This window comes from Mucilaginibacter sp. (genome assembly GCF_025362475.1).
Taxonomy (GTDB): Bacteria; Bacteroidota; Bacteroidia; order Sphingobacteriales; family Sphingobacteriaceae; genus Mucilaginibacter.
Genome location: NZ_JANYGH010000065.1, coordinates 75,247 through 101,008, shown reverse-complemented (window position 1 = coordinate 101,008; position 25,762 = coordinate 75,247). Strand labels below are relative to the sequence as shown.

Below are 25,762 nucleotides of genomic sequence, written 5' to 3'. Positions count from 1 at the left end.
AATGGTTTAAAAAACGCGACGTCGAGTCGCAGATCTGGCAGGCTGGCATAATGGGTAATGTCACGAGAAGCCTTTACGCTTTTGCCCAAGTCGTCATTCTCGCGCCAAAGGGGGGCAACGTTACGATTAAAAAAAATAGCAAATAAACGCCCGCTACAAGGGGAACCACCTAAGCGCCTATATATACGATAACCACCACCAATTGTGTGTTTGCTTATACCGCCCATACCAGCGGCAGGGGTAATACATCAGCGCAATAACGGCTATCCAGCACAGGTACACGGCCCACAGCGGAATACTGAAACCCGGCGCGGCCCATACGGGGGATGGTTTCTGAAAATCCAGGGGAATACCCGTCAGTACAACCCCGGCTACATTGATGACGCGCAGCAGCGCCAAATGCGTGATGAAATAAAAATAGGGCACATTGCCGTATACGATGCAAAACCTGGTGATGCGATTGCTGATACCCTCGATAAACGACAGCAACAATAATATAGGCCCAAGCGTCATCGACATAAACAGCAGAGAGGGCGTTTGTTTACGCGCGTTCAGGAAGGACAGTAGGGTATGCGCCGCGTTCCGCTGAACGGCCCATGGTGCAGGGTCGCCGTAATTATTGATGAGCCGCAGGGTAATAAACAGAACTATTAACGAGCAGCCTGATAGCATTAATATTTTTCGCCGTTTTGCAGCATCATAGCCCTTTTTGTAAAGCTGGCCGAAAACATAGCCCAGCAATAAAGCCCCGGTCCACGGAATGGCCGCATAAATAGCAAAGATAAACCGGTTAGCACCGATAGGGATCAACGCCCCTACTCCGTTCAATAATACGGTGATTAGATTGCCCGTAGTGCCGTTTTTAGGCAGATCAACGTTATCCAATAAATTATGGCCGGCAATGACCAGGATAGCAACAGCAACTATAAGCTGTTTAGGTGCGCGGATCAATAAGGCTAAAACAATCATACCAAAGCCCGTGGCCCATAAAACCTCCAGTACCGGGAAATGGTACTGCACATCGAAGCTGAAGATGAGGCTAATAATTGCCAGGTCGGAAAATATGAGCCAGGCGCCCCTTTTTAGTAAGAAGGAGGTCATCTCGCTGGTTGTTCTACGCTGCTCGGCCAGGCATGCCGATACGCCGCTCAAAAAAACAAAGGTTGGCGCGCAAAAATGCGTTATCCAGCGCGTAAAAAACAGGATCACCGTGGTGCGCTGCACATCAAGTGGCGGCGGCCCTGCCAGGTGCAAAAAATCGCGGGTGTGGTCCAGCGTCATGATGATCATGATCAGTCCGCGAACCATGTCTATCGACTGTATACGTTCTTTCATCGAATTAAAGATAGAATAAAACGTTAACTATCTCAATAGCTGTGATTTCTGGCGGCGCTAAAAGCCTTTTTGTTTTGCCTAAGTCTTCATTCTCGCGCCAGGGAGGGGCTGCATCCTCGCGCTTGTTGGGGTGATAAATATCTGTCGGCAAAGACAGCACATGCAAGCAACCGCATTCAACTTATTGAAATAATTGTTTTTATTCCTATTTTTATCAGTTCACAATTATAACTAATTACAATGAAACCTATCCTTGCGTTAATAATCGCTATTTTATTTTGTTCGTCTGCTTTTGCTCAAAACATAGACGAAAAACTTTGGTCAATTGCAAAAAGTCAATACCCTAACGATGCCAGCATGCAGCAGTATGTATATGACCAGCAGAAAAAAGGATATAATTACATGGCCCGCGTAACTGATGCAGAGCTTAAACTTTTTGCCGAAAATCAATATCCTGATGATTACAGTATGCAGAATTATGTGTATGATAAGCAAAAAATAGATAAAGCCTATATGAAAATTGTGGTTGATATGGAGCTAAAGCGTTTTGCAATTAAACAATATTCCGACGATTATTCGATGCAAAAATATGTGTATGACCAGCAATCTATTGCTAAAGATTATATGCAACGTGCCACAAATATTTCTGCCAAACAAAAAGCGCGTAAGGAATATCCTGATGATTATAATATGCAAAAATATATTTATGACAATGCTGTCAATTAATTAACTCTTGATCTGGGCGAGCAACCGCAAACAGATTTCGTTTCCGGCAGCTTTTAATTGGCGCGAGTATGCAGCGAAGGCCTAAAAGGAGGCGTACTCGTGACCAAACGCTTGCCTATTGAAGCATCAGCTCAACCTGTAAGGTGTTAATTAAACAGGCTCCGCAATTCACGAGGGCCTCATCGTAAAGCCTGATCCGGCATACTCGCGCCAATTAGGGGTTGCTTTTATCTCCGCGGCCTGTGTATTTACAGGCCGCTTGCTCCGTATGGTTTCATGGGCAAATCGTTCCGGGTTGGTATTAAAAGGCATGAGGTACTCCGGCATTATTGCCACGGCTGCATACTCGCACCAGTTGGGGGGCCGAGTGCGCCAGCAGTGGAGGATAACATTATCTACAAGGGTGACTCTTACAGTAACGGAAGACCAATTGGCGTAATCGAATTTGATTTTTTATGCAACTTTTATTACTTTGTAAAACAAACCGTACAACTATTTAACCTTAAACTCATTCACTCTATGGATATCACCTTGCTGGCCCAAACAGCAGTTACATTAGCTACTCCATTTTTAAGTAAAATTGGTGAAGGCACCTCTCGAAAAATTGGGGAAGATATTTGGGGAATGATTAAAGACTGCTTTACTTCCAAAGGAAAGGAAATAGATGAAAACAACCCTGCTCAACTTCAATCAAATCTAGAAGAAATTTTGGCTGAAGACGAATCGTTTAAATTGAAGCTTGAAGATTACGTAGCAAAGAATCAGCCATCATCAGTTCAACAAAACGTTCAAAACAACGCAGCTATTTCCAAACAAGTAAATATTACTTCAAATTCCGGAGATCTTCACTTTTAATGGCGCAAAGCGAGCAAGATGTTGTAAATAATGCCCCATTAGAAAACCAGTTCAACTTTGGAAAAGTTGACGGCAATGTAAACCTCTCTAAAAAAACCAGGTGGCAAAAGCGTTTCGAAAAACTTCAGCATGAGGTCCGAAATGATATTAGATATTCGACCTTTATCGATGAATTTAATACCTATAATACCATATTAGATGGTATTGGTTTAGAACAAAAATTGATTGACGGAGGATTTTCCGAAAAAGAAATCATTAAAGCTTTAAACTTCAAAGACAAATACGCTAGACGTGTTGTTTTAGGTGAAATGTATCATGCCCAACAAGAAATTGATGTCGAGATTTTTTCAATTATAGATTCAAATTTTTCAACTTACATTCTCCCCAAAATAACCGAATGTATTGATAAAACATTGATTCTAGAATGTTTGTTGGAAAAAGTCATTCAACCAATTTTAGATTTATTAAACACAGAGGGAGAGGCGGACGAATACTTAAATTATAATGCCAATGATATTTATGGCATGGTTTATTTTTTGACGGGGAAATGTCATTTAAATTGGAAGGATTATGATACTCTACAATAACGCATTTGATTTATATCATACGATTTTCAGGCTACTTCATTTGCTTAAAAAGTCGCCTCCTTCCAAAAGGATTGAAGTGGATCGACTGAGAATATGGGATTTTTATCTGCTATTTCCTTCACAGATATTTTCTATAAAACCCAAAAGACATGAAAAAGAGTTTAAGGAATTGATTAAAGAGCTTAATGTTAAAAAAGAAAACCCGTACCAAAAAGTCTACGATCAACGAAAGACCTTAGAAAAAATAAGACCTTATCAAATGGCAGCGCTAAATTGTCTCGCTTCTTATAAAATAATTGATAAAGCATTACTCGTTGACGGAGTCGTTTCTATTATTTCCGAGGATATTTTAAAAGACTATGTTGGTTCAATTGGCGATTTATCTTCCAGAGAGATAAACATTATTTCGATTGTCACTTCTGTTTTCTATGATATATCATTAACCGGGGAAAATGGTTTAAAAATGAGAACTAATTTAATTGAGAGCAAATACGATGCAAAATAATCTCGCATTAAAGAGACTTGTAATTTACACTAACACGGGAAAAGTCGCTTATGATGAGCATTTTCATAAAGGGATAAATATAATTTGCGGAGATAATAGTAGTGGAAAATCAACCATCACTCACTTTATCTTTTTTGTTTTGGGCGGAGAATTTAACGACTTCGTGCCTCAAGCACGTGAATGCCAAGTTGTCTACGCTGAGATCGAGGCAAATGGTGTTATAGTGACGTTGAAAAGATATATTGAGATTGGTGAGAAATCGAACAAAATTAACGCTAGAGCTGGGTTGCATATATTTTGGGGCAATTTCGAAGAAGCTTCTAATCCGCCAATTTCAAAGTATTGGCAAAAATATGAGTATAACCAAACTGAAAAAAAGACAAGTTTCTCAGGAGTTTTATTTGAGCTTTTAGAGTTGCCCGAAGTTAAGGAGGAGAACAATATTTCAATTCATCAAATCTTAAGGTTACTATATATAGATCAAGAATCTCCTACAAGTTCACTTTATTTCTATGATGAATTTGATAAACAAACAACACGTGAGGCTGTAGCTGATTTATTGCTCGGGATATATAATCAAGATTTATATGATTTTAAACTTCAGTTATACAATTCCGAGAAGGAGTTGGAAGAAATTAAAAGTGAGATAAGAATAACTAAACGCTTTTTCCCTGACGCTTTTTCCTTGCAGGCTGAGCATATAAAAACGCAAATAGAGAATAATGAAAAGGACATTCTCGCAATCAATGAAAGCATAAGAGCTATTCGTTTAGAAAATGCAGAAGTGGAATAAACAGCGGATTCGAAATTGAAGTTTCAACAATTGCAAGATGATGCAGTCAAACAACGAATTAAGACGATCGAAATCAGTTCTGCGATAGATGTGCTAAATCGGGAGGTTGATGATTCGGAGTATTTTATTGAGGCTTTAGAATCTAAGTATCGCTCATTAGAAAATTCTTTAAACACAAGAGAATTTCTAAAAGCTTTACCGCTTGACTATTGTCCTGAATGCCTAAATCAGTTACTTGAACATCATGATGAAAAATCTTGTAGGTTATGTAAGCAGGAAACATCTGATAAATTAGGGATAACCCAAGCAAAAAGGATGCAATTGGAAATTAAATTTCAAATTGATGAATCTTCAAAGCTTTTAAAGCTTAAAAAAGAAAAACTGGAAAGATTAAGACTGGAATTTACTTCTAATACTGCTGTACTTAACGATTTACAGAAAAAAGTAAATGATGCGGTAAAGAATGTACAATCTTTCAAAGAAGAAGCTCTAGACAGATTGCATTACGAACAGGGGCTGGCTGAAGGTGAAATACTTCAGTATAGGACAATGTTAGAACAGGCGGAGATATACTCAAGGCTTTTACAAACGAAAGCGAATCTAGACGCTGACATTTCGAAACTTAATTCATTCATAAACACCATTAAAAATCAGCAAGCACGAACGAAGGAAGAAGTAATTCAAAAAATACAACAAGAAGGTGTATACTTACTTAATCACGATTTAGAGAGGCAAAAAGAATTTGCTAATGCAGATGCTAAAGATTTGATATTAGACTTTTCAAATAATTTAGTTTACCTAAAAAGTTCCGATGCTGCGAAGTTCAAACAGTATCAAAAATTTTCGGCCAGTTCGAACTTTTATCTCAAAGTTTCCGCGCGATTCGCAATTTTTCTCGCATCATTAACAGTCGATAAAATGAGGTATCCAAGATTTATTTTTGCCGATAATATGGAGGATAAAGGTATTGAAGAAAAGCGTGCACAAAATTTGCAGAAAATACTCATAAACCGATTAAATGAGCTAAAAGTCAACGATTATCAACTTATTTACACGACTTCCTATGCTACCGATGAATTATTAAATAGTCAATATATAATTGGAGAATATTACACAAAAGATAATCACAGCTTGAAAAATATTGATTAATCCAGTAACTGAATTTCAGCTAAAGGTCGGTGTTGTCACCGACCTTTAACCTAATCCTCCGGCTTCTCCCTCGCATCCGCCATTCTAACAATCCTCGGCTCAAACTTAGCCAATACTTCCACCAGGTTTTCCTGCGCGGTCATTACGGCGTGGATATCTTTATAGGCCATTGGCGCTTCGTCCATATCGCTACCCATTAGGGTAATGCGTTTATCAACCAAGTTGGCCGCAATTGCTGCTTTATCCAATGTTTTAAAAGCGGCGCTACGGCTCATTAACCGGCCAGCGCCGTGGCTGGCAGAGTTGATGGAAGATTCATCGCCCCTACCGCGCACCACAAAGCCGGGTGTACTCATGCTGCCGGGAATGATACCTAATACACCCTTGCCGGCCGGGGTTGCTCCTTTACGGTGAACCATCACTTCGGTGCCGTTGGCCAGTTGTTCTTTCCAGGCAAAGTTGTGGTGGTTTTCGATCATCATCAAAGGCTTGTGATTAAGCGCACGCGCAATTTTGTTATGGATCTCGTGGTGGTTGGCGCTGGCATATTCGCCGGCCAGGTTCATGGCAATCCAGTACTCCTGTCCTTCGTCCTTATCCAGATCTAACCAGGCCAAATGTTTGGCTTCGGCAGGAAGCTTGGTTTTGGTCATGGCTATTTTTGAGTAATGATCGGCCACGCTACCCCCAAAACCACGTGAGCCCGAGTGGGATAATAGGGCCAGGTACCGGCCGGCAGGTATACCGTCTAAAACATGGTCCGCAATGGTTAATTCTCCCCATTCCACAAAGTGATTGCCTGTACCGCTGGTACCCAATTGCGCATAAGCTTTATCTTTCAAAGTGCGGATCACCTTGGTCTCGTTCCATGTTTTGCTATCAAATAATGAACTGTCAAAATGCGATTTGGTGGTGCACCCCATACCAAAATAGGTATGGTTTTCCAGCATATTTTTCAGCTTGTCGGTTTCCGTATCTATAGTTTCTGCAGGCAGATCGAAAATGCTTAAACACATGCGGCAGGCAATATCCACGCCCACAGCAAAGGGGATAATGGTATTGGCTGTAGTAGCCAGCACGCCGCCAATTGGCAGACCATAGCCCTGGTGTGCATCGGGCATCAGGGCGCCTGCCACGGTAATAGGTAATTGTATCGCCGTCCGCATTTGTGCCAGTGCACCTACTTCAATATGTTCCAGTCCCCATACCGGGAAATCGGCAATCTCTTCTTTCAGTTTAAAGTTGCTGCGTTCCTGTTTAACAAACTTGCCATCTTTACGCAGGGCAATCACGTCTTCGGCCAGGTTTTTAAACTTACCGCCTTTCTTTAAGGCGTAGGGCATCGGGTCGTCAATCAGCGCTTCCATATTAGCCAGTATTTCGGGTTTGCTCATTACGTTATGCTTCAGCAAACCATTAGCCACGCGACTAAAGTTTACCAATATTTCCACATCGTTAATACCCAAAGCTTTTAATTCGTTATTGCTGACCTTTTCTTTTTGCCCCGCGGCCCCCTGAGGGGCGAGGTTATCAGCATTTAATTCCCTTTTCATGATACAAAGAAATAGCGCATGTGCGCAGTGTATTTGCGCAGTGAAAAATAATTTGAAAATATATACTATTGTAACATGGAGTTTCTTTATTCTTCAAAATAAATATTAACTAATAAAATGCTGTTAAGTTATAATGGATGCAGAATTATTATAGAAGATACCTTGATTAAATGCAGCTATCCTGGACCATTTTGATACAGAGCGTTGGCAAATAACTTTGGGTGATACGCATATTTGTTATAAAGCTGAAGGAAAAAAGGAACTTTGCTTTAAGGTTGACGAGATCCTGGAGCTTCAATTTGAAATGGGAAATGGTGGAGGGAGACATCAGGATATTCCCGCAGCCATTGCATATGTAATTTTAAAAGCTGATCCCGATCCTCAAAATTTATTTTATTTTTCAATCAGTGAAGAATATGTACTGCTAAACCAAACCAAAGCCCACGATTTTTGCAGTAAGGTATTAAATCATATTGGCGAACGATATCGCATTCCTGTGACCTATAAATTATCGATAGATACTAAAAAGAAGCAAAATGCAATAGCTATGGTTCCGCTGTTGTTAGTTATTATTTTCTTTATAATATGGCTACGGCTCAAGTTTTTAAATTAGAATTCGTCACAAATGCGCTTTGTGTTTTTTGCCAAACTACTGCACCATACCCCCAAACTATTGAGCGAAGATTAAACGGGTAAGATCTCCAGTATCCGGGTGATCTTCAATTTTGAACGGGAACGCGAACTGCTGGGATTCGGCCCCAAGCTAAAAGTATTAGCCCCAAGAATCTTGGTAAAGCAAATTAATGGTCAGTTGCAGAAAACATTGGATAGATATGAGGTTGTGAAACCTAATGAAGAGGAGTTATAACTGCTAGATGCATCAAATAATTAAAATCGGGTATATCGATTTGCCTTGATTTTAAGCTTTAAATTGCACAAAGAGCCCTTAATGATACCCCTTCAAGGGGCCAGATAAAATTTAATAACCTAAAAAACAGCTGTTTAATATAAAGTTTAAAATATTTTTTGAAGAATAGATCAAAGCTTCTATATTTGCAGACCCAAAACAAGGAACGTTATTGTTGAAAGACAAATAACAAACAAAAGGGAGTTTAGCTCAGCTGGTTCAGAGCATCTGCCTTACAAGCAGAGGGTCACTGGTTCGAACCCAGTAACTCCCACTTAAAGCCTGATAGAAATATCAGGCTTTTTCTATTTAAAGTCTTTTTATGCATTTTGTGTATATTCTTTAAACCACAAACGCTGTTTTTAAAACTTCGGTAGGCGGAGTTTCATTGAAGAAAACGGTGGGACTGCTGTCGGTAAATTCTCTAAATTCTTTGTTAAAATGTACCTGGTCATAATAGCCGGATTGAAAAGCAATTTCGCCCCATTGCTTTTGTGGATTACGCTGTTTAAGATTCATGGCTTTGTTAAATCGTATCAAGCGGCAAAATAGTTTAGGAGGCACCCCGATTTGTGCCAGGAACTGACGTTCGAGGTTGCGAAGGCCCATACCCGCTTGAGATGCTAATTTTTCGATTGTTTTTATCTCCGGGCATTTATATAAAATATCGGCGACGCGGGTTAATCCGTTTATTTGCAGATTTTTTTTGGTAAGGTACTTCATCAAAAAGTTATCTGTAGCCCCGGCCATATTTTTAAAAGTGGCTACATTTTGTAAATGATTGATTAGGGCTGCGGTACCGTGGGCAAACAAATCATCTGCAGAGATAATCTGGTTAATAAAATATTCTGGAGGATGGCCAAACAATCGATGGAAGCCATTCGGTTGAAATTGGATCATAAAGCACGAATAGTCACCTTTAAATGTCATCAACCCATTGAACCGGGTCGAATTGCCAACCACCCCTATTTGATGAGAACCGGCTACATAATATCCTGTTTTGTTATTCCTTAAGGTTAACGATTTATCTTTTAAAAAAAACACGAGGCAGAATTGACACGAAGCGCGCCATGGATGGGTTAAAATTTCGCGCCCTGTATTAAACTCCGCTAACAGATACTCATTGACAAAGGGAAAGAGAGCCGGATGGGGTTTAAGACTGGTGAGTTTAACCATATATCTTAATTTTTATTAAAACTACCGAGCATTTTACTTGCAAAAAATGGCTATTACTAACCATTTTTTGCTTTAGAGGCAAACTTGTCGTTTTCGTACTAACAGAAGAGAGAGTCTCTTTATAAATTTATGCTGCTTATTGTTACTGATGATCTGATATTCACTTTTGACCGTTTGAGTTGATGTAAAGTCATTTGGTAACAAGCATCTCATTTAAACCATTTTTTAAAAAATTAAGCTTATGGTACCAGTTCAAGGCGATGCAAACACTTTAACTAATGAGGGGGTATTAGGAACAAATGCAGTTCCCAGTGGAACGGGTGCGGGTGTTCACGGCGTGAGTAAAAATGCCGGCCCGGGAGTTTTGGGCGAATCCACCCTGGGTAGAGGCGTTCAGGGAATGAGCGTAGAAAATTATGGTGTTCGGGCTCACAGTGATAAAATTGCCGGTATCAGGGCATCATCTGCATTGGCGCCAGCCGTTGAAGGCTGGGGAGCCAAAGGTGACGGAGTGCTTGGCTTAAGCGATGAAGGTGCAGGCGTGCATGGGCTAAGCAAACCTACCAGCAAGCAGCCAGGCGTTTTAGGCGAGTCGACTCTTGGAAGAGGGGTTGAAGGCAGGAGCGTAGAGAATTATGGTGTTCGGGCTCACAGCGATAAAATTGCCGGTATCAGGGCATCATCTGCATTAGCGCCGGCTGTTGAAGGCTGGGGAGTGAAAGGTGACGGAGTGATTGGTTTAAGTGATGAAGGTGCAGGCGTACATGGAATAAGCAAACCTACCAGCAAACAGCCAGGCGTTTTAGGCGAGTCGACCCTTGGAAGAGGGGTTGAGGGCAAGAGCGTTGAAAACTATGGTGTTCGGGCGCATAGCGATAAAATCGCGGGTATTAGGGCATCATCTGGACTGGCATCTGCTGTAGAAGGCTGGGGCATTAAAGGTGACGGCGTACTTGGCTTAAGCGATGAAGGTGCAGGTGTGCATGGTGTAAGCAAACTTGGAATTGGCGTATTTGGCAAAGGTGGCCGACTTGCCGGGCGATTTGAAGGAAACGTAGAGGTGACCGGAGATATAACACTGGTGAATGCAGATTTTGCTGAAGATTTTGATGTGATTGAAGAAACCCAACCGGGCGAAGTGATGGTTCTGACAGAGTCGGGCGCTTTAATACGGAGTTCGAAAGCCTATGATAAAAAAGTAGTCGGCGTTATTTCAGGAGCAGGGAGTTACAAGCCTGCTGTCATTCTTGATAAAAAAAGCGATAATGAAAATAGGAAACCCGTTGCCATGATGGGAAAGGTGTATTGTAAAGTTGATGCAGATATTTCCCCAATTGAAACGGGTGATATGCTTACCTCTTCAAACATTCCCGGTTATGCCATGAAGGCGATTGATCCCTTCCAGGCGTTTGGCGCGGTAATAGGAAAAGCGCTTGCGTCATTAAAAGAAGGTAAGGGGTTGATCCCGATTTTAGTTGTGTTACAATAGGCAGATTTATTGACGTTTAAATAAGCAAGATGCTAAGTTTACGGGATACAGGAAGATTTAACGGGGCTAACATCAGCGTGATAGATGTTGCCGCTAAGTGCGGTTTGAATGTTCCATTTTCTATTTCAAGCTTTATCCGCAGTAATTGTTCGGAAGATGAAAAGAAATTAAGGTTATGCGTTGTACTTTTTAGCTGGGGGCCGCTTAACACTGCAGAACCTCCTTTTACTAAGAAAAGTAAAAGCTTTTATGAGAACTTCTTTTTGAACTGGGAAAACCCGAATGGAATAGCTCGTTTTTGGTATAAGGAAAGTTTTGGCAGACTTAAAATAGAAGGAAAAGTTCTTGACTGGACCTTCGTACCAAAAGACCCTGCAACCGTGCTTGATAAAGATAAAAATGGCAATCTCGTCAATACCATTAATCGTAATACGGCAATAGGTATCGCGAAAGATACTGCAAGCAGTCAAGGCGAATCAACGGATAACTATGATGGTTTTATTGCTATTATGGGAGTAGATACATCCAAATATGTTGTGAATGGAGATAATAGCGGCTCGGATTCTACTTTCGCTATTGGGACTAACCACAACCACACCTGTCATGAAGTAGGGCATATTATAGGAAATATCAACAAGCTTTTTACTCATTCTTTCGGGTTAGAAACAACGGGGTATCCAGGCGGCGTATACGGATATCCTTATTGTATAATGAGCGCGGAAACCTATGGAGGTGCCTATGCCTATTTTACGCCCAAAACGGCATCTACCCCGGAGGAGGGCAACAGAGGCCCCGGTTTTTGCGGCGGAACAAGGGCGATTCTTGGATGGGCAAACAGTATTGAGTTCGATCTTGAAAATGAAAACGAGGCCGAATTTGAAATTCAAAGTTTGGGGTCAAACCAACGTAATCTCCAAGTGGTATTTATTAAAAAAGGAGACCGGAAATTTTTTGTGGAATACCGATCTTCTAAAGATGAAAATGACGCGGCAATAGCGCTGTTGGGCTTTGATGCCATAGTTGTGGTAGGGATAGTATCCGGCGGTATAGCCGCAGGCGAAAAAGATGGCCGCCATACTACAAACGGCACATTTATAGGGCAAATATCAGTAAAATTTTCTTCACCGGCTAATAACACAATTGTCAATTTTGAACCCAACATGGGAATTAAGATTCTTGAAGTAAAAGGTGATTCAAAGATTGTTATTAAAATAGTTAAGAATTTTGCATTTAGCCTAAAAACCTACCGGCGTACGCATGATATCGCCCTTTCTGACGGCAGCAGTTCCTTCCAGATTGATGGATCGCCCGACTATAGTGTTAAATGTGCACTGTATAACAAATTAAGGGAATGGCGAATAAGCGAGCAACCGGTAAAAAGCATTCGGGATCTTGTAAATACATGATTAAGGGTTGCAAAATATAGTAAATTAGTTTGTTACAGCTTTTTTCGCAGACATCAAATCCAACCAAAGTTTCTCCATGTTTAGGGTACCAATGTGAGTGCCAGATTTTAGTTTGTGCTTTTATGTGACTAAAACCCGGTATAAAAACACACATCGCATAGGTCTGTTTACAGTTTTTGTGTCATTATAATTGGGGTTTAATTGTTGAAAGTTAGATGTATATTTACAATCAACAATTTAATTCTTATCACACCATAAATCTCCACAGCCTCACTTATCTGTTTTAAACAGATATTTAAAATTACGTCACCCCAAACCTTAGTCTTTTCACAATTTTATGTATAAACTATTTTTACCTGCGTTTATTGTCAGTCTGTTTTTTTCTGCAAAACTTAGCGCTCAGAAACCCAATATCGCATATCCAAACATTCCATCAACTTATCTTGGCAAAAGCATAACCCCCATCAAGGTAAGTAATACAGGCGGTGCTGTTCCAAACGCTATTTTTCCTAAAGTGAGTAGTTTTGTCAAATCGTCTGCTGCGGTTACGAGTTTTGTAATATTACCATCGAAAGATATATACGGAATATTATATGGTTCTGTAGTGCATGTGAAACCAGATGGGTCATTTTCAACATTTGCCGGGAGTAGTACTTATGGTTATGCCGATGGAATGGGGGGCGCTGCAGCTTTTGGAGAAATTGGTGGCATCACCTATGATGCAGTCGGTAATATATACGTAACTGATAATAATTACCGTGATGGGCAAAATTCCAGGGTCAGAAAAATTACGCCCGATGGTTTGGTTACCACTTATGCACAGGGCCTGCAGGGACCACGTGGAATTGCAATTGATGCAAATGGTATACTTTACGTAGCAGAGAGCGCCGGAAGGATCATGAAAGTGGCCAAAGATGGCACCACATCGTTATTGGCCGGAGCGATTGGCAATGGCGCAAAAGACGGGTTGGGCGCAAGTGCCTCTTTTAATAATCCTGCCGGAATTACTATCGATAAAGCCGGCAATTTATACGTGGCCGATTATGCTAATAACATGATCAGGAAAGTAACACCGGCTGGACTGGTAACAACATTTGCTGGCTCAATAAAAAATGGCAGTGATGACGGGATTGGTGTCGCTGCCACATTTAACTATCCGGAATCAATAAAAATTGATTCCAAAGGCTATATTATTGTTGGAGACCTTGATGGCTTGTTGCGCAAGATTAGCCCTGCGGGCGAGGTAAATTCAATCCCCGGGCCTTATTATGATGATAACAACCAGGTTCTTTATCAAACATTTTTTAATAAAGTTGGTATTGATGAAAACGATGATATTATCATTTACTCGGGGAACGGTTTTTATGGTGATGGTTTTTACAGGGTAAGTACAACGGGTTATAATGTTTCGCCAACTTTACCCGCTGGTTTGGTTTTAGGTGGTGACGGCACTATAAGCGGAACTCCAACCGCTCTTTCTGCCGCCGGCAAATATAAAATTACAGCATCTAACTTATCCGGAATGTCATCAGCCGTTATAAGCCTGGCGGTGGTATTATCCTCAGATCCGCCGGTCATCAACGCGTTTACCCCTGCCGCAGGTTATCCGGGTACCGTTATGAATATTACAGGTAATTTTTTTAACGGCACAACCGGGGTTACAATTGGTGGTAAACCGGCCGGCTTTTACGAAGCTTCGCCAACCAGTATAACTGCATATGTAGCAACCGGTGCCACCTCGGGCGATGTTAGTGTTACTACCCCAAGAGGAATGACCAGCGTTGCTGGTTTTACACTTATTCCGCCACCTGTAATAACATCTGTTTCGCCTGTATCCGGTTGGAAAGGTAATACCATAACAATTACAGGAACAAATTTTTCCAATATTAATCAGGTTACATTTGGCGGATACTACTCATCATTCAAGGTTATTTCGCCCACGCAGATAGAAGCAGTGTTAACCGACGGGTCATCAGGCGATGTTGATGTATCTGCCCCCAGCGGTGATGCCAGATTTCCGGGGTTTACTTATATTAATGCTCCGGCTATAACTTCTGTATCGCCTTCAAGCGGCAGCGCTGGTGCAACTATAACTATAAACGGGCGCGATTTTAACAACGCAACTTTGGTAAAGTTTGGCAATGTTGCTGCATCTTCTTATACAGTTGTTTCGCCAACAAAAATTACTGCTGCCGTGGCTGCCGGTTCTTCAAACGGCATTACTGTAAGCACACCTGCCGGTTCAGCAAATTATAATGACTTTAGCTTTATTTCGCCACCAGTCATAACCCAGGCATACCCAATGAAGGGAGGCTATAATTCTCCTATTTCAATTTCCGGTTCCAACCTCAGCGGGGCCCAGGTAAGCATTGGTGGTGCGCCGGCTTCCGTGCTTTATAATTACAGCAATCAAATATATGCCACTGTTGGCTTTGGAGCTTCATCTGGTGATATTACAGTTGTAACTGCCGGAGGTACAGTAACATTTCCGGGCTTTATATTAGTGCCCGCTCCGCATATTACCTCATTTACACCACAAACCGCTGCCGCTGGTGATAAGGTAACTATTGTAGGTACTGATTTGACCGAGGTTGATAATGTATCAGTTGGTGGTATAAGCTCAGTATTCACTGTTTTATCACCAACTACTATAGAAGCAACTGTGGGATATGGGGCAAGTGGTGCCATCGCAGTGTTTTCTGAAGGCGGTTCTGCAAGTATCCCGGGATTTGTGCATAAAGGGCCTGTAATCACATCCTTTTTACCGGTTCATGCCGGTATAGGTGAAACAGTAACCGTTAAGGGGAGTAATTTCACAGGTGCTACAGAAGTTGATTTTGGTGGTGTGCCTGCAACTTCTTTTACGGTTAATTCTTCTTCAGAAATCAGCGCAGTTGTGGGCGCCGGAAAATCCGGAAGTGTAACTGTAATAACTCCATTGGGCAAAGCTTCACTTGCTGGCTTTGATCATCCAGGCCCTTTTATAACCTTTTTTAGTCCTGGTTATGCCGGGGCTTTCTCAACGGGTCTGATAACTATCTCAGGCAATAATTTTACAGGAGCCACTGCTGTTAGCTTTGGTGGAGTGCCGGCGGCTTCCTTTACTGTTGTTTCTGCAACAACCATCACTGCAATGCCGGGCACAAGTATATCAGGTGATGTAGTGGTAACAACTCCTCAGGGTACTGATAAAAAACCAGGTTTTACATGGGTGCAAACTCCTGTTATTACTTCGTTTTCGCCCTCCTCACAAAAGAACGGTGGGGCTGTTACTATTACCGGGACAAATCTTATTGGTGTTACTGGTGTGAAATTCGGAGGGGTACCAGCTTTATATTATTATACATCTTCGCCAACTTCTATATATGCGACAGTAGGTAGCGGTGCAAGCGGTGATGTTGTTGTTTCTACAGCTGGTGGTACCGCCACAATAAGCGGTTTTAGCTATACTTCTCCCACTATTGCATCTATCAGTCCGGTACTGGCGGCAACTGGTCAAACTGTTAGGATAAGTGGGACAAACCTGGATGCTGTACAATCTGTAAAATTTGGAGATACCAATGCGGCATCTTTTTCAATTGTTTCTTCCAAAGAAATTGATGCAGTAGTGGCAACAGGTACGAGTGGTTACGTAAGCGTCACCAGTCCGGCAGGAACTGCTTCAGTCCCAGGTTTTACCTATTTGGGTCCCCCTTTTATTTACTCGTTTACGCCGACTTCCGGTGGGGCAGGTACAACAATGACGATCAATGGTGCAAATCTGACCAACACCCCCGAGATAAAAGTTGGCGGTGTACCGGCAACCATTATCAGTGTTGGAAATAATTTTGTCACAGTAAAAGTGGGTGCAGGTGCTACAGGCAAAATTTCGGTCAAAACCATAGCTGGTATTTCAGAATCTGACGGTTTTACCTGGTACCCGTCCCCAACTATAACTTCTGCCGCACCAATGAAAGCCAATGCTCAAACAACGGTTACCATTAATGGCACAAACTTTACAGGTGTAGAGCAGGTATATTTTGGCTCTTCGTTTGCCATTTTTACTATAGTCTCGCCAACGCAAATTACAGCGCAGCCAGCTAACGGAGAATCGGGTGATATTACTATTATAAGCCCGGGAGGAACAGCTGTATTACCCGGGTTTACTTTTATACCGGCACCGGTAATTGATTCTTTTACAAAAAGCGGCGACGCAGCTAACGCGGTTGTAACTATTACCGGCAGTAATTTTACCGATGTTACCGAAGTAAAATTCGGTGGAGTTTCTGCGGCATCATACACTGTACTGTCATCGACCAGTATTTCGGCTAAGCCGGGTTCCGGAGCCACTGGGGCAATTACGGTAAAAGCATCCGGCGGAACGGGTGCCAAGCTTGGCTATTTATATGATAGTCCGCCTTTAATATCATCTTTTGCGCCGGCTTTTGGCCCTATCGGCACAACATTGGTTATCAAAGGAGATAATTTCAATACTACGGTCGAAAAGAATGTTGTATATTTTGGTCCGGTTAAAGGTAAGGTTACAAGTGCTACCAAAACACAACTGGAGGTTACCGTGCCTGCAGGTGCAAGTGGTTTGATAACGATCGCTAATACGGCTAAAAAGTTATCGGTAAGTTCAAATTTACCTTTTATTGTTTCAAGCAACGGCGGAGTTGCTGCTTATTCAAATAAAATAAACATACAAGGGGGCGTAGGATTGTCTGCTATCAGAGATTTTGACGAAGATGGCAATCTCGACTTATTGATAAGAACTAATGATTCATTGTATATTCTTAAACATGGCCAGGATAAATCAATATCAAAATCATCTTTTTTACAAAAAGTTGTGCTGGAAACCGCAAGACAGGCGGAGAGTTTGGTTGTTGGCGATGTTGATGGCGATGGAAAATTGGATATTTTGTACAGTTCCAACCCAAGCATTGTTTTATTACGCAACACCTCATCTAACGGAAATATCTCGTTTGAAACTAAAGTATTTGAAAACTTAAACGGCTCATCAGACGGAATGTGGCTTAGGGATATGAATATGGATGGACAACCCGATCTGATACTATACGGGCCATTCGCCAGTTATTTTTATCCAAATACAACAACCGGATCAACCGTGTCGTTTGGGCCGCTGATGTTCCTTCAAAATGTTTATTCAAGCGGAACTCTTTCTTTAACCATTACAGATGTTGACGGCGACAATAAGCCCGATCCGATTGGCCCAAGCTCATATGGTGGTATAACTATATTTAAAAATAATTCCGTTCCCGGCGATCTTTCGTCTTCAGATTTCCCAACTACCTATACTGGCGGAACCCAGGTAGACGGCATCATCACCGCCGATTTTGATGGTGATGGTAAAATCGATCTTATCGAAAAAAAACTTTCAACCAACCAATTATTGGCCTCCAGGAACACCGCTAAAAAAGGAGTAGTTGATGCATCCTCTTTTGAAACGGCTAAAGTTATTGCCGACGCTGCAAGTTATTATGATCTGAATGTTGCAGATATGGACGGAGATGGTAAAATTGACCTGGTGGAGAGTGCTGGCGGGGCTGTCAATTATTCCCGGAATCAATCGGCCGCCGGGAGCATAGCGCTGGCAGGTATTGTGCCACTCCTTACGCAGTCACAATACACCAATACAAATGCTTTTTGGGTAAATGACATGGATGGTGATGGGAAAATGGATTTGCTGATTCCCAATCTGAGTACCGGCGTGCTCTCCATTTTTTATACAGGCCCTGTTGTTGTGCCGCAAATAACAGCTGTTACGCCTTTAATAGCAAAAGCCGGTGCCTCAGTAACCGTTACCGGAAAGCATTTTGACGGAACAACCGTAGTGAAATTTGGCAGCAAGGCGGCAAAATCGTTCACCGTCGATTCATCTCAAAGTATAGTAGCAACCGTAGGCGAAGGTGAAACGGGCGCTATTTCAATTCAAACCCCCAACGGGCCTGCTTCGTTCCCCGGATTTGTATTTGTGGCGGCACCCACAATAACCTCGGCTATACCGGCTGCTGATGGTAGCGGAACACTCGTGATTAATGGGAGTTATTTTACAAAGGCTACAAGTGTAACTATTGCTGGTGTTCCTGCTTTGTCGTTCACTGTAAACTCCGATACTAAAATTACCGCCACCTTTTCAGGCATTAGCGGAGACTTGTCTGTAACTACAGCGGGGGGCATTGCAACACTGGCTGCTGTAACTATTAAAGTCAACCTGGTTGTCAATTTTCCGGCGTTTGTGGATCATACTTATGGCGATGCTGACTTTACGTTGCCCGCTACCAGTAATAATCCCGATATTCCTATAACTTACAGTGTTGATAAAGCTGATGTGGCAATTATAAAAGATGGCAAGCTGCATATTATAAAAGCCGGCACAGCTACTGTTACGGCCTCACAAGCCGGTAATGCCTTGAGTAATGCGGCAACCAATGTTAAGCAGAGGCTAACAATCAATAAAAAAGCACTGGAGGTAAAAGCAAATGACCAAAGCCGTGCATACGGAAAAGCTAACCCGAATTTAACAATTGAATATAACGGTTTTGTAAATGGTGATGATGAAAGTAAGCTCTCCGTATTACCGGTGGTCATTACTGTAGCTACCACACAATCGCCGGCCGGTACTTATGATATTACAGTTAAGGAGGGATTTTCTGATAATTATAATTTCAATTATATTAATGGCAAGCTAACTATTACTCCTGCAGTAACTAATTTAAAATTAGCCGCCAACAGTGTAACCTGTAAAGGGCAAAATAACGGATCAATCAGTATCACAGCTACACAATCTGCTAATTATACCGCTATAATTACAGGTAATGGTTTAAACAAGAGCTATAGCTTTAGCACCAACACAAGCATCGATAATTTATCGCCGGGTACCTATAATGTGTGTATTACAGACGCGGCTTTAACAAATAATAAACAATGTTTTGATCTTGTTATTACTGAACCTAAAGATCTTTCAGTATATGCCGCGGTAAACAAAATTACCAATACGGTAAATATAACTTTGGGTGGAGGTTTAACTTATGATATAAAACTTAACGGAGTCAGTTATAAAACAACGGATAATTCAATTACATTACCACTAAACAAGGGTAGTAACAACTTATCGGTAAGCACTGATAAGCTGTGCCAGGGAATAGTAGAACAGACCATTAATATCCCTGGCAATACAATTCCATACCCTAATCCTTTCCAAAATACATTATACATTAACATAGGAGAGAGCATAGCTAAAAAGGTGAACGTTAAGATTTACAGCCTAAATAGTGGGGTGCTTAAAATGGCAAAAGATTATAATAATCAATCAGGGGTGATCAGCCTGGATGTTTCCAATTTAGACAGGGGCGTTTATTCGCTTAATTTAATGATCGACACAAAACAATCAGTTTATAAAATTATAAAATAATGAGACAGGTAATATTCATTTTATTGAGCATGGTTATTTTAACAGGGTGTGGTGGGCACAAAGGTGATACACCTGTGCCTCCGCCTGGCAAACCCATCCTGCTGGCTCCTGCTCAGAATGAGGTTTGTACGCAGGGAACCGTTGTTTCGGCTACCCAAAGCACTATTAGCTTAAAATGGACCGCTCCTACCAGCGCAGGCAATTACGAAGTAAATATTAAAAACCTGGAAGACGGTACAATTATCACCCAAACAACTGTTAACACTCAACTTGATGTTGCCCTGAAAAGGAATACCCCTTATTCATGGTCAATTACATCAAAATCAACCGATAATAATACTGCAACCAAAAGTGATATTTGGAAGTTTTATAATTCCGGGCCGGCCATTGTGAATTATGCTCCTTTCCCGGCCGAAATTGTGGCTCCGGCAATGAATCAGGCGGTAGCAGTTTTAAATGGGAAAATTACATTATCCTGGAACGGCAGTGATGTGGACAACGATATTGTTAACTATGATGTTTATCTAAGTGATTTACCGTCGCCGGCTTTATTACAGAGTAAAGTTCTGGAAAATACGTTGAAGGATGTTGCCGTTTCTGCCGGGAAAACCTATTACTGGAAAATAATAACCAGGGATTCGAAAGGAAATACATCGGATTCTGGTATTTATCAATTTAGCACGAAGTAGGTATTCATAAAAGGTTTTGAAAAACAGATGTAAGAATTACGGGAAATTAAATGTTACAGGTAGTAGCAATACCTTACTTGCAAGCCGATTATTACATGGCTATATCTTTACCCATGCGAGGGTCTTCGGGGAGGATTTCCATTTCGGGATCATCTATATAATCGGCATACCATTGTATGGCCTCTACCAGGTCAAGAGCATCATCGGCCGCAATATTTATAGTTTCAAAGGCATATAGTTTGCTATTGGCATACCCATATAGCTGGATCTCGTTAGCATTCGGGCTATACCTTTCTTCATCAAGGCAAAATACCCTAACCTTTAAAGGCGTATCTCTCGAATGAATGATATCCCGGCAAGCGTTTTTAGGGTCGGTTGCCAATAAATAAACATTGTGATCCATATAATCAGTAACAATATTTGTAGTGTATGGTTTCTGGAATGTTTATTTATGTTAACAAAACTTTAAACCGCGATTTATATATGTTTTAATTGCGAATATGGGGCTATAAACCAGTCTATTGTGTATTTTATCCCCATTGGCCGGGGAAGAGTTTCCACAAATAAATTGGGGAAAATATTGGAAAAGGCCTTTTGGCGCGTTTTAACTTATATTTAATAATTGGCATTGCGTTTGAATATGTATCAATACCCTTCTCAAAGGGTTGTTTTTCATAGGTAGATGTAGGGTCGGAATACTGCGAGAGTCTTCCGACCTTTTTTTATTTATTAAATTTCCGGTCGCTTTTTTTTGCTGTGCCTCCCTCCTTCCGGGCTTTTGAAATCTTTATTTTCCTGTTAAATGATTGCAAAATTTAACCAAATAGAAAATTACTCTATTTCAGAGTAAACTAATTGTCAACATTTTACAAACCGATGAGTTTTTATAAGCGTATGTCCATTTATAAACGAAACTAATCGAATCATTAAAACACTACTTCTATGAAAACAGAATCACAAGAAAGCATATCTGGTGCAAATATGGCCCGCAGGTCGTTTTTGCGCTATGCAGGTGTGGGGGTTGCATCGGCCGGTCTTTTGGCTACCGCGGCATGCCACAAAGATCACAAAATAATTACCTCCAAAGGTATTGATATCGGTGCAACCGGCGATCTGGCCATTCTTAATTATGCTTACGCATTAGAGCAACTGGAGGCCGCCTTTTATACCCAGGTGATATTAACACCTTACTCCGGAATTTCATCAAACGAAAAAGAGTTGTTAACCAGCATCCGCGATCACGAAATTTTGCACCGCGAGTTTTTTAAAGCGGCATTAGGCGGTAACGCTATTCCTGGTTTAACTGTTGATTTTAGCAGCATTGATTTTACTAACCGTGCTAAAGTTCTTGGTGCAGCCAAAGCATTTGAAGATACGGGCGTTACAGCTTACGACGGCGCTGGGTATCTTATTAAAGATGCGGCTTACCTCACGTTGGCCGGTAAAATTGTATCTGTTGAGGCAAGGCATGCCGCTTTAATAAGCAACCTGATAACCAGGGGCTCATTTGCAGCTACCGATCAGGTGGATGGTAATGGCTTAAACAAATCAGCAACCATTGCCCAGGTATTGGCCATTGCCAATACATACCTTAAAACAAAAGTGAGTGCATCAAATTACAGTTACGTAGCAGCTTAACCCCAACGCCATGAATTTATTTAACATAATAGAGGAAATAGAAAAAATTGATCCGGAATTCAACGATAGGTTGAACCCACGCAGGGCCGCGATCAAAAACATAACCAGCTTTGGTTCAAAAGTGGCCCTGGCTGCCATGCCCTTTGCTTTAGGTACTATGATAAAAAGAGCGTATGCTGATACTATGGCACCATCGGTGGTTGAGGTATTGAATTACGCGCTTACCCTGGAATACCTTGAATCATCGTTTTATAACGCCGGCGTGGCAGCGTCAGGCTTAATCCCTGCTTCTGACACAGCTTATATAGCAGATATACAGGATGATGAAAACAAGCATGTCACATTTTTAAGCTCGGCTATTACTGCTTCGGGCGGTACACCTGTGGCCAAGCCAACATTTGACTTTACAGCAGGAGGCGGTACCGGTAATGGTCCGTTTAAAGGAGTTTTTACCGCCGGTAACTACACCAGTATTTTCCTGAAAGTAGCGCTTGCATTTGAAGATACCGGGGTGCGTGCATACAAAGGCCAGGCGCCTAATTTGCTGGGGAATAAAGATATTTTAACAGCAGCTTTATCAATTCATGCTGTTGAGGCGCGCCACGCGTCAGCAATTCGGTCCTTATTGGGCGTTACGCCATGGATCACCAGCACAGCATCAAAAGGAAATGATACCGGTGTATCATTGGTTGATGGTAATTATGATGGTGAACAAAATGTGAGCCAGGGCGGTGTAGATGTAACTACTTTAAAAAACGCCAGCGGAGGATCAACATCCGTTGCTGTTGCCACGGCTGCATTTGATGAGCCATTAAGTATGACACAGGTTTTGGCCTTATTATCGGGTACCTTTATCGTGAAGTAACGAACTTTCAATTTTTAATTTTTTTTAAACCGGGCGGCATAGCTTCCCGGTTTTTTTGTGCCGTTTTTATTTGTTTAGGGCCTTAACCCCAAATTTTATCAGATCATCCGGCCTGATAAAGCCAACGGTTCCGTAAACGGCTTTTCCCTTTGAATTAAAAATAATCATGGTAGGATAAGCCTGCAGGCCCCACTGGGCTGCCAGCTGCGGACCATCGCCTTTTTCCATATCAATAGCCACATTTACAAAATTGTTGTTGTAAAACTCGGCTACTTTATTGTTTTTAAAGGTGGTTGCCTTCAACATTTTACACGGACCGCACCAGGTGGCGTAAGCGTCAACAAAAATATATTTGTTTTTAGCAGCAGCCTGTTTTAAAGCTTCGCCCCAGGAGTTTTCAATAAAATTGATCTGGCCTGATGTTTTTACAGCCTGGGCTTTACCCTTTAATGGATAAAGAAACATAGTTAAAAGTATACAAAGTGTAAGGCCGCGCGCAGGGTTCAAGTATCTCATAATTATTAAGCGGGTATAAAGCAACAATAAAAATAGCACATATAAACCAATAAATCCGGGTTTATATGTGCTATTGATTATAATTTAAAACTGAGCCTTAATTGGCTGGTCTGCGCTCACGTTGCTGTTGCTCCTGTTGTTGTTTTTGCTGAGCCTGTTGTTGCCTCTGGGCTTGTTGTTGTTGAGCGGCCTGTTGTTGGCGTTGAGCCTGCTGCTGTTGAGCCTGCTGTTGTTGGCGTTGCTGAGCTTGCTGCTGCTGCCTTTGAGCATCCTGCTGTTGTTGGCGTTGTTGATTAGCCTGCTGCTGCTGGGCTTGTTGTTGCTGCCTTTGTTGAGCTTGCTGCTGTTGTCTTTGCGCATCCTGCTGTTGTCTTTGCGCATCCTGCTGTTGCTGGCGTTGTTGATTAGCCTGCTGTTGCTGTCTTTGTTGAGCTTGCTGCTGTTGTCTTTGCGCATCCTGCTGTTGCTGTCTTTGCTGATTAGCCTGTTGCTGCTGCGCCTGCTGTTGCTGCCTTTGTTGGGCTTGCTGTTGCTGTCTTTGAGCATCAAGCTGTTGTTGGCGTTGCTGATTAACCTGTTGCCTTTGGGCATCCTGTTGTTGTTTAGCTTGTTGCTGACGTTGAACAGCCTGGTTTTGCTGCTGATCTTGCTGTTGCTTAATCTGTTGCTGCCTTTGTGCATCCTGCTGTTGCTTAGCCTGTTGCTGACGTTCCTGAACGGCCTGGGTTTGTTGCTGATCCCGCTGTTGCTTAACCTGCTGCTGCCTTTGGGCATCCTGCTGCTGTTTTACCTGTTGCTGACGTTGAACGGCCTGGTTTTGTTGCTGATTCTGCTGTTGCTTAATCTGCTCCTGGCGTTGGGCATCCTGCTGTTGTTTGGCCTGTTGCTGACGTTGAACAGGCTGGTTTTGCTGCTGATCCTGCTGTTGCTTAACCTGTTGCTGACGCTGTTGAACGGCTTGGTTTTGCTGCTGATCACGCTGTTGCCTGGCTTGATTTTGTTGCTGATCACGCTGTTGTTTAGCTTGCTCAGTCGTTGGTTGGTTATCTGGCCTGGCATTTGGTTGTCCGGGTTGGCCCCCAGCTCTTGCGTTTGGTTGTCCCTGACGATTTTGCTGTTGTGACGGCGTTTGTACTGGCCTGTTATTATTAACCTTTACAAATTTAGCATCGTTGCTTTTAGCTACCTCTGCTAATCGAGCGGCGTTATTCCGGTTTACAGTTGCTTGTCCGCCTGCACGGTTAGCTATACCCTGGTTGGGGTTAGCATTCCGGTATTCGGCCGCGTTTATAACCCTCGCAGGCCTTGCATCCTGCGATTTTCTAATCTCCGGGCGATAAATATTTACAGTATTATTTACAATTCTGCCGCCACCGTTGGGCCTGCTATCGTTGCCAATTCTATAAACCGGCACATTATTATTGTGCGTAACATTCCTGATTTCGGCAACCCGCGGACCGGTTACATAGGTGCGGTTGTTATAAATATAAGTATTGTTGATAACTGTTGTTTGGTTTATAATATTCACTACCCTGGTATGCGGTGCATAGTAGTTATAAACATTAGGACTGTTAATATAAGCCTGTGGCGCGCATACCCAATAAGAATCGGGCACCCTATAGCTGTTACCAAATGATAGGCTGATGCTTATACCCGGTGTTAATGGTGCCCATCCATAGTAGCCACCACCCCTGCGCCAGCTAACCCAGGCTGGTGCCCATTCATGTCCCGGTATCCATTCCCATCCGTAATAATCATCATAGCGCCAGCGGCCATAGTGAAAAGTAGCCCATCCCCAGGGATAATCTGACACCCAGGTATTGCCATAATCGGTAACTACCCAGTGCCCGCGCGATGCATAGGGCCTAAAGCCATCTTCAACATCTGGTACCCAAACATTACCATACTGAGGGTCATCAACCCAGGTACCATAAGGTGCGAGGTTATCATAAAACTCCTGGTCAGATACATAGCCCCCATCCTGGGCCTTACTTTTATTGGGCGCGGCAAGCATTATTAAAAATGCTATTAAACCTAAGCCGCATATTTTATTTATATATTTCATTTTTCTTTAGGATTATATAGTCGATACTAAGTGTATGACGAGACAAAGTATAAAACGTTTAACTCAAAAATTGTTTTAAAGGGCCAATATTGTT

At 42.0% G+C, this 25,762-nt stretch carries 20 protein-coding genes and 1 tRNA gene; 14 read left to right on the top strand and 7 right to left on the bottom strand.

Features of this window, described 5'->3' with window-relative positions; all coding sequences use genetic code 11:
- Positions 1-177 precede the first annotated feature (177 nt).
- Positions 178-1,335: a heparan-alpha-glucosaminide N-acetyltransferase domain-containing protein gene (locus tag Q0R88_RS22435; RefSeq protein ID WP_295720656.1), complete on the bottom strand. Its 1,158-nt coding sequence runs from the start codon at positions 1,333-1,335 to the stop codon at positions 178-180.
- A gap of 240 nt (positions 1,336-1,575) precedes the next feature.
- Between Q0R88_RS22435 and Q0R88_RS22430 the strand changes: the two genes are divergently transcribed.
- The gene (locus Q0R88_RS22430; RefSeq protein WP_295720655.1) at positions 1,576-2,061 is read left to right on the top strand and encodes a hypothetical protein; all 486 of its coding nucleotides are present in this window, start codon (positions 1,576-1,578) and stop codon (positions 2,059-2,061) included.
- Between the two features lie 168 nt (positions 2,062-2,229).
- On the opposite strand, the gene Q0R88_RS22425 is transcribed toward Q0R88_RS22430, so the two are convergent.
- The gene (locus Q0R88_RS22425; RefSeq protein ID WP_295720654.1) at positions 2,230-2,388 is read right to left on the bottom strand and encodes a hypothetical protein; all 159 of its coding nucleotides are present in this window, start codon (positions 2,386-2,388) and stop codon (positions 2,230-2,232) included.
- Positions 2,389-2,580: 192 nt separating this feature from the next.
- Between Q0R88_RS22425 and Q0R88_RS22420 the strand changes: the two genes are divergently transcribed.
- From Q0R88_RS22420 to Q0R88_RS22400, 5 genes are read left to right on the top strand one after another with little or no spacing between them, the layout of a single operon-like run.
- Positions 2,581-2,916 (top strand): hypothetical protein, encoded by a 336-nt coding sequence (locus tag Q0R88_RS22420; protein WP_295720653.1) that lies wholly within the window; start codon positions 2,581-2,583, stop codon positions 2,914-2,916.
- On the top strand, positions 2,916-3,503 hold the full coding sequence (locus Q0R88_RS22415) for an ABC-three component system protein (protein WP_295720652.1): 588 nt from the start codon (positions 2,916-2,918) through the stop codon (positions 3,501-3,503). Before Q0R88_RS22420 ends, Q0R88_RS22415 begins: the two co-directional genes overlap by 1 nt.
- Positions 3,487-4,008, top strand: a complete 522-nt coding sequence (locus Q0R88_RS22410) for an ABC-three component system middle component 5 (RefSeq protein ID WP_295720651.1) — start codon at positions 3,487-3,489, stop codon at positions 4,006-4,008. Before Q0R88_RS22415 ends, Q0R88_RS22410 begins: the two co-directional genes overlap by 17 nt.
- Complete coding sequence (locus tag Q0R88_RS22405; protein ID WP_295720649.1) at positions 3,998-4,801, top strand: ATP-binding protein; 804 nt, start codon at positions 3,998-4,000, stop codon at positions 4,799-4,801. Before Q0R88_RS22410 ends, Q0R88_RS22405 begins: the two co-directional genes overlap by 11 nt.
- A 15-nt stretch (positions 4,802-4,816) precedes the next feature.
- Positions 4,817-5,950, top strand: coding sequence for a hypothetical protein (locus Q0R88_RS22400; protein ID WP_295720647.1), 1,134 nt, complete (start codon positions 4,817-4,819; stop codon positions 5,948-5,950).
- 50 nt (positions 5,951-6,000) lie between these two features.
- Here Q0R88_RS22400 and Q0R88_RS22395 read toward each other — a convergent pair whose 3' ends face one another.
- Positions 6,001-7,503, bottom strand: a complete 1,503-nt coding sequence (locus Q0R88_RS22395; protein WP_295720645.1) for an RtcB family protein — start codon at positions 7,501-7,503, stop codon at positions 6,001-6,003.
- Positions 7,504-7,720: 217 nt separating this feature from the next.
- Between Q0R88_RS22395 and Q0R88_RS22390 the strand changes: the two genes are divergently transcribed.
- The gene (locus Q0R88_RS22390; RefSeq protein ID WP_295720643.1) at positions 7,721-8,116 is read left to right on the top strand and encodes a hypothetical protein; all 396 of its coding nucleotides are present in this window, start codon (positions 7,721-7,723) and stop codon (positions 8,114-8,116) included.
- A gap of 493 nt (positions 8,117-8,609) precedes the next feature.
- Positions 8,610-8,684, top strand: a tRNA-Val gene (locus tag Q0R88_RS22385).
- A gap of 68 nt (positions 8,685-8,752) precedes the next feature.
- Here Q0R88_RS22385 and Q0R88_RS22380 read toward each other — a convergent pair.
- Positions 8,753-9,586 (bottom strand): helix-turn-helix domain-containing protein, encoded by an 834-nt coding sequence (locus Q0R88_RS22380; RefSeq protein WP_295720641.1) that lies wholly within the window; start codon positions 9,584-9,586, stop codon positions 8,753-8,755.
- A gap of 241 nt (positions 9,587-9,827) precedes the next feature.
- Here Q0R88_RS22380 and Q0R88_RS22375 point away from each other — a divergent pair, with 241 nt between their 5' ends.
- The 4 genes from Q0R88_RS22375 (at position 9,828) to Q0R88_RS22360 (ending at position 20,584) form a co-directional block, all read left to right on the top strand.
- Positions 9,828-11,075: a hypothetical protein gene (locus Q0R88_RS22375; RefSeq protein WP_295720640.1), complete on the top strand. Its 1,248-nt coding sequence runs from the start codon at positions 9,828-9,830 to the stop codon at positions 11,073-11,075.
- Between the two features lie 29 nt (positions 11,076-11,104).
- Positions 11,105-12,481, top strand: coding sequence for a hypothetical protein (locus Q0R88_RS22370; RefSeq protein WP_295720638.1), 1,377 nt, complete (start codon positions 11,105-11,107; stop codon positions 12,479-12,481).
- A 337-nt stretch (positions 12,482-12,818) separates the two neighbouring features.
- A complete protein-coding gene (locus Q0R88_RS22365; RefSeq protein ID WP_295720635.1) occupies positions 12,819-19,895 on the top strand; it encodes an IPT/TIG domain-containing protein in 7,077 nt (2,358 codons plus the stop codon).
- Positions 19,895-20,584, top strand: coding sequence for a hypothetical protein (locus tag Q0R88_RS22360; RefSeq protein WP_295720634.1), 690 nt, complete (start codon positions 19,895-19,897; stop codon positions 20,582-20,584). The genes Q0R88_RS22365 and Q0R88_RS22360 overlap by 1 nt, the downstream gene beginning before the upstream one ends.
- Before the next feature lie 91 nt (positions 20,585-20,675).
- Here Q0R88_RS22360 and Q0R88_RS22355 read toward each other — a convergent pair whose 3' ends face one another.
- Positions 20,676-20,987, bottom strand: a complete 312-nt coding sequence (locus Q0R88_RS22355) for a hypothetical protein (protein WP_295720632.1) — start codon at positions 20,985-20,987, stop codon at positions 20,676-20,678.
- A 539-nt stretch (positions 20,988-21,526) separates the two neighbouring features.
- Between Q0R88_RS22355 and Q0R88_RS22350 the strand changes: the two genes are divergently transcribed.
- Positions 21,527-22,222, top strand: coding sequence for a ferritin-like domain-containing protein (locus Q0R88_RS22350; protein ID WP_295720630.1), 696 nt, complete (start codon positions 21,527-21,529; stop codon positions 22,220-22,222).
- A gap of 10 nt (positions 22,223-22,232) precedes the next feature.
- Complete coding sequence (locus tag Q0R88_RS22345; protein ID WP_295720628.1) at positions 22,233-23,087, top strand: ferritin-like domain-containing protein; 855 nt, start codon at positions 22,233-22,235, stop codon at positions 23,085-23,087.
- Positions 23,088-23,153: 66 nt separating this feature from the next.
- On the opposite strand, the gene Q0R88_RS22340 is transcribed toward Q0R88_RS22345, so the two are convergent.
- The gene (locus Q0R88_RS22340) at positions 23,154-23,552 is read right to left on the bottom strand and encodes a thioredoxin family protein (RefSeq protein ID WP_295720626.1); all 399 of its coding nucleotides are present in this window, start codon (positions 23,550-23,552) and stop codon (positions 23,154-23,156) included.
- A 148-nt stretch (positions 23,553-23,700) separates the two neighbouring features.
- On the bottom strand, positions 23,701-25,668 hold the full coding sequence (locus tag Q0R88_RS22335; protein WP_295720624.1) for a DUF6600 domain-containing protein: 1,968 nt from the start codon (positions 25,666-25,668) through the stop codon (positions 23,701-23,703).
- Positions 25,669-25,762: the final 94 nt, after the last annotated feature.

What these genes read in the sequence shown, in the direction of transcription:
- Q0R88_RS22350 (WP_295720630.1), top strand. Translation starts at nt 21,527, where the DNA reads ATGAAAACAGAATCACAAGAAAGCATATCTGGTGCAAATATGGCCCGC.
- Q0R88_RS22335 (WP_295720624.1), bottom strand. Translation starts at nt 25,668, where the DNA reads ATGAAATATATAAATAAAATATGCGGCTTAGGTTTAATAGCATTTTTA.
- Q0R88_RS22375 (WP_295720640.1), top strand. Translation starts at nt 9,828, where the DNA reads ATGGTACCAGTTCAAGGCGATGCAAACACTTTAACTAATGAGGGGGTA.
- Q0R88_RS22420 (WP_295720653.1), top strand. Translation starts at nt 2,581, where the DNA reads ATGGATATCACCTTGCTGGCCCAAACAGCAGTTACATTAGCTACTCCA.
- Q0R88_RS22380 (WP_295720641.1), bottom strand. Translation starts at nt 9,586, where the DNA reads ATGGTTAAACTCACCAGTCTTAAACCCCATCCGGCTCTCTTTCCCTTT.
- Q0R88_RS22415 (WP_295720652.1), top strand. Translation starts at nt 2,916, where the DNA reads ATGGCGCAAAGCGAGCAAGATGTTGTAAATAATGCCCCATTAGAAAAC.
- Q0R88_RS22370 (WP_295720638.1), top strand. Translation starts at nt 11,105, where the DNA reads ATGCTAAGTTTACGGGATACAGGAAGATTTAACGGGGCTAACATCAGC.
- Q0R88_RS22425 (WP_295720654.1), bottom strand. Translation starts at nt 2,388, where the DNA reads ATGCCGGAGTACCTCATGCCTTTTAATACCAACCCGGAACGATTTGCC.
- Q0R88_RS22355 (WP_295720632.1), bottom strand. Translation starts at nt 20,987, where the DNA reads ATGGATCACAATGTTTATTTATTGGCAACCGACCCTAAAAACGCTTGC.
- Q0R88_RS22345 (WP_295720628.1), top strand. Translation starts at nt 22,233, where the DNA reads ATGAATTTATTTAACATAATAGAGGAAATAGAAAAAATTGATCCGGAA.
- Q0R88_RS22405 (WP_295720649.1), top strand. Translation starts at nt 3,998, where the DNA reads ATGCAAAATAATCTCGCATTAAAGAGACTTGTAATTTACACTAACACG.
- Q0R88_RS22410 (WP_295720651.1), top strand. Translation starts at nt 3,487, where the DNA reads ATGATACTCTACAATAACGCATTTGATTTATATCATACGATTTTCAGG.
- Q0R88_RS22340 (WP_295720626.1), bottom strand. Translation starts at nt 23,552, where the DNA reads ATGTTTCTTTATCCATTAAAGGGTAAAGCCCAGGCTGTAAAAACATCA.
- Q0R88_RS22360 (WP_295720634.1), top strand. Translation starts at nt 19,895, where the DNA reads ATGAGACAGGTAATATTCATTTTATTGAGCATGGTTATTTTAACAGGG.
- Q0R88_RS22430 (WP_295720655.1), top strand. Translation starts at nt 1,576, where the DNA reads ATGAAACCTATCCTTGCGTTAATAATCGCTATTTTATTTTGTTCGTCT.
- Q0R88_RS22435 (WP_295720656.1), bottom strand. Translation starts at nt 1,335, where the DNA reads ATGAAAGAACGTATACAGTCGATAGACATGGTTCGCGGACTGATCATG.
- Q0R88_RS22365 (WP_295720635.1), top strand. Translation starts at nt 12,819, where the DNA reads ATGTATAAACTATTTTTACCTGCGTTTATTGTCAGTCTGTTTTTTTCT.
- Q0R88_RS22395 (WP_295720645.1), bottom strand. Translation starts at nt 7,503, where the DNA reads ATGAAAAGGGAATTAAATGCTGATAACCTCGCCCCTCAGGGGGCCGCG.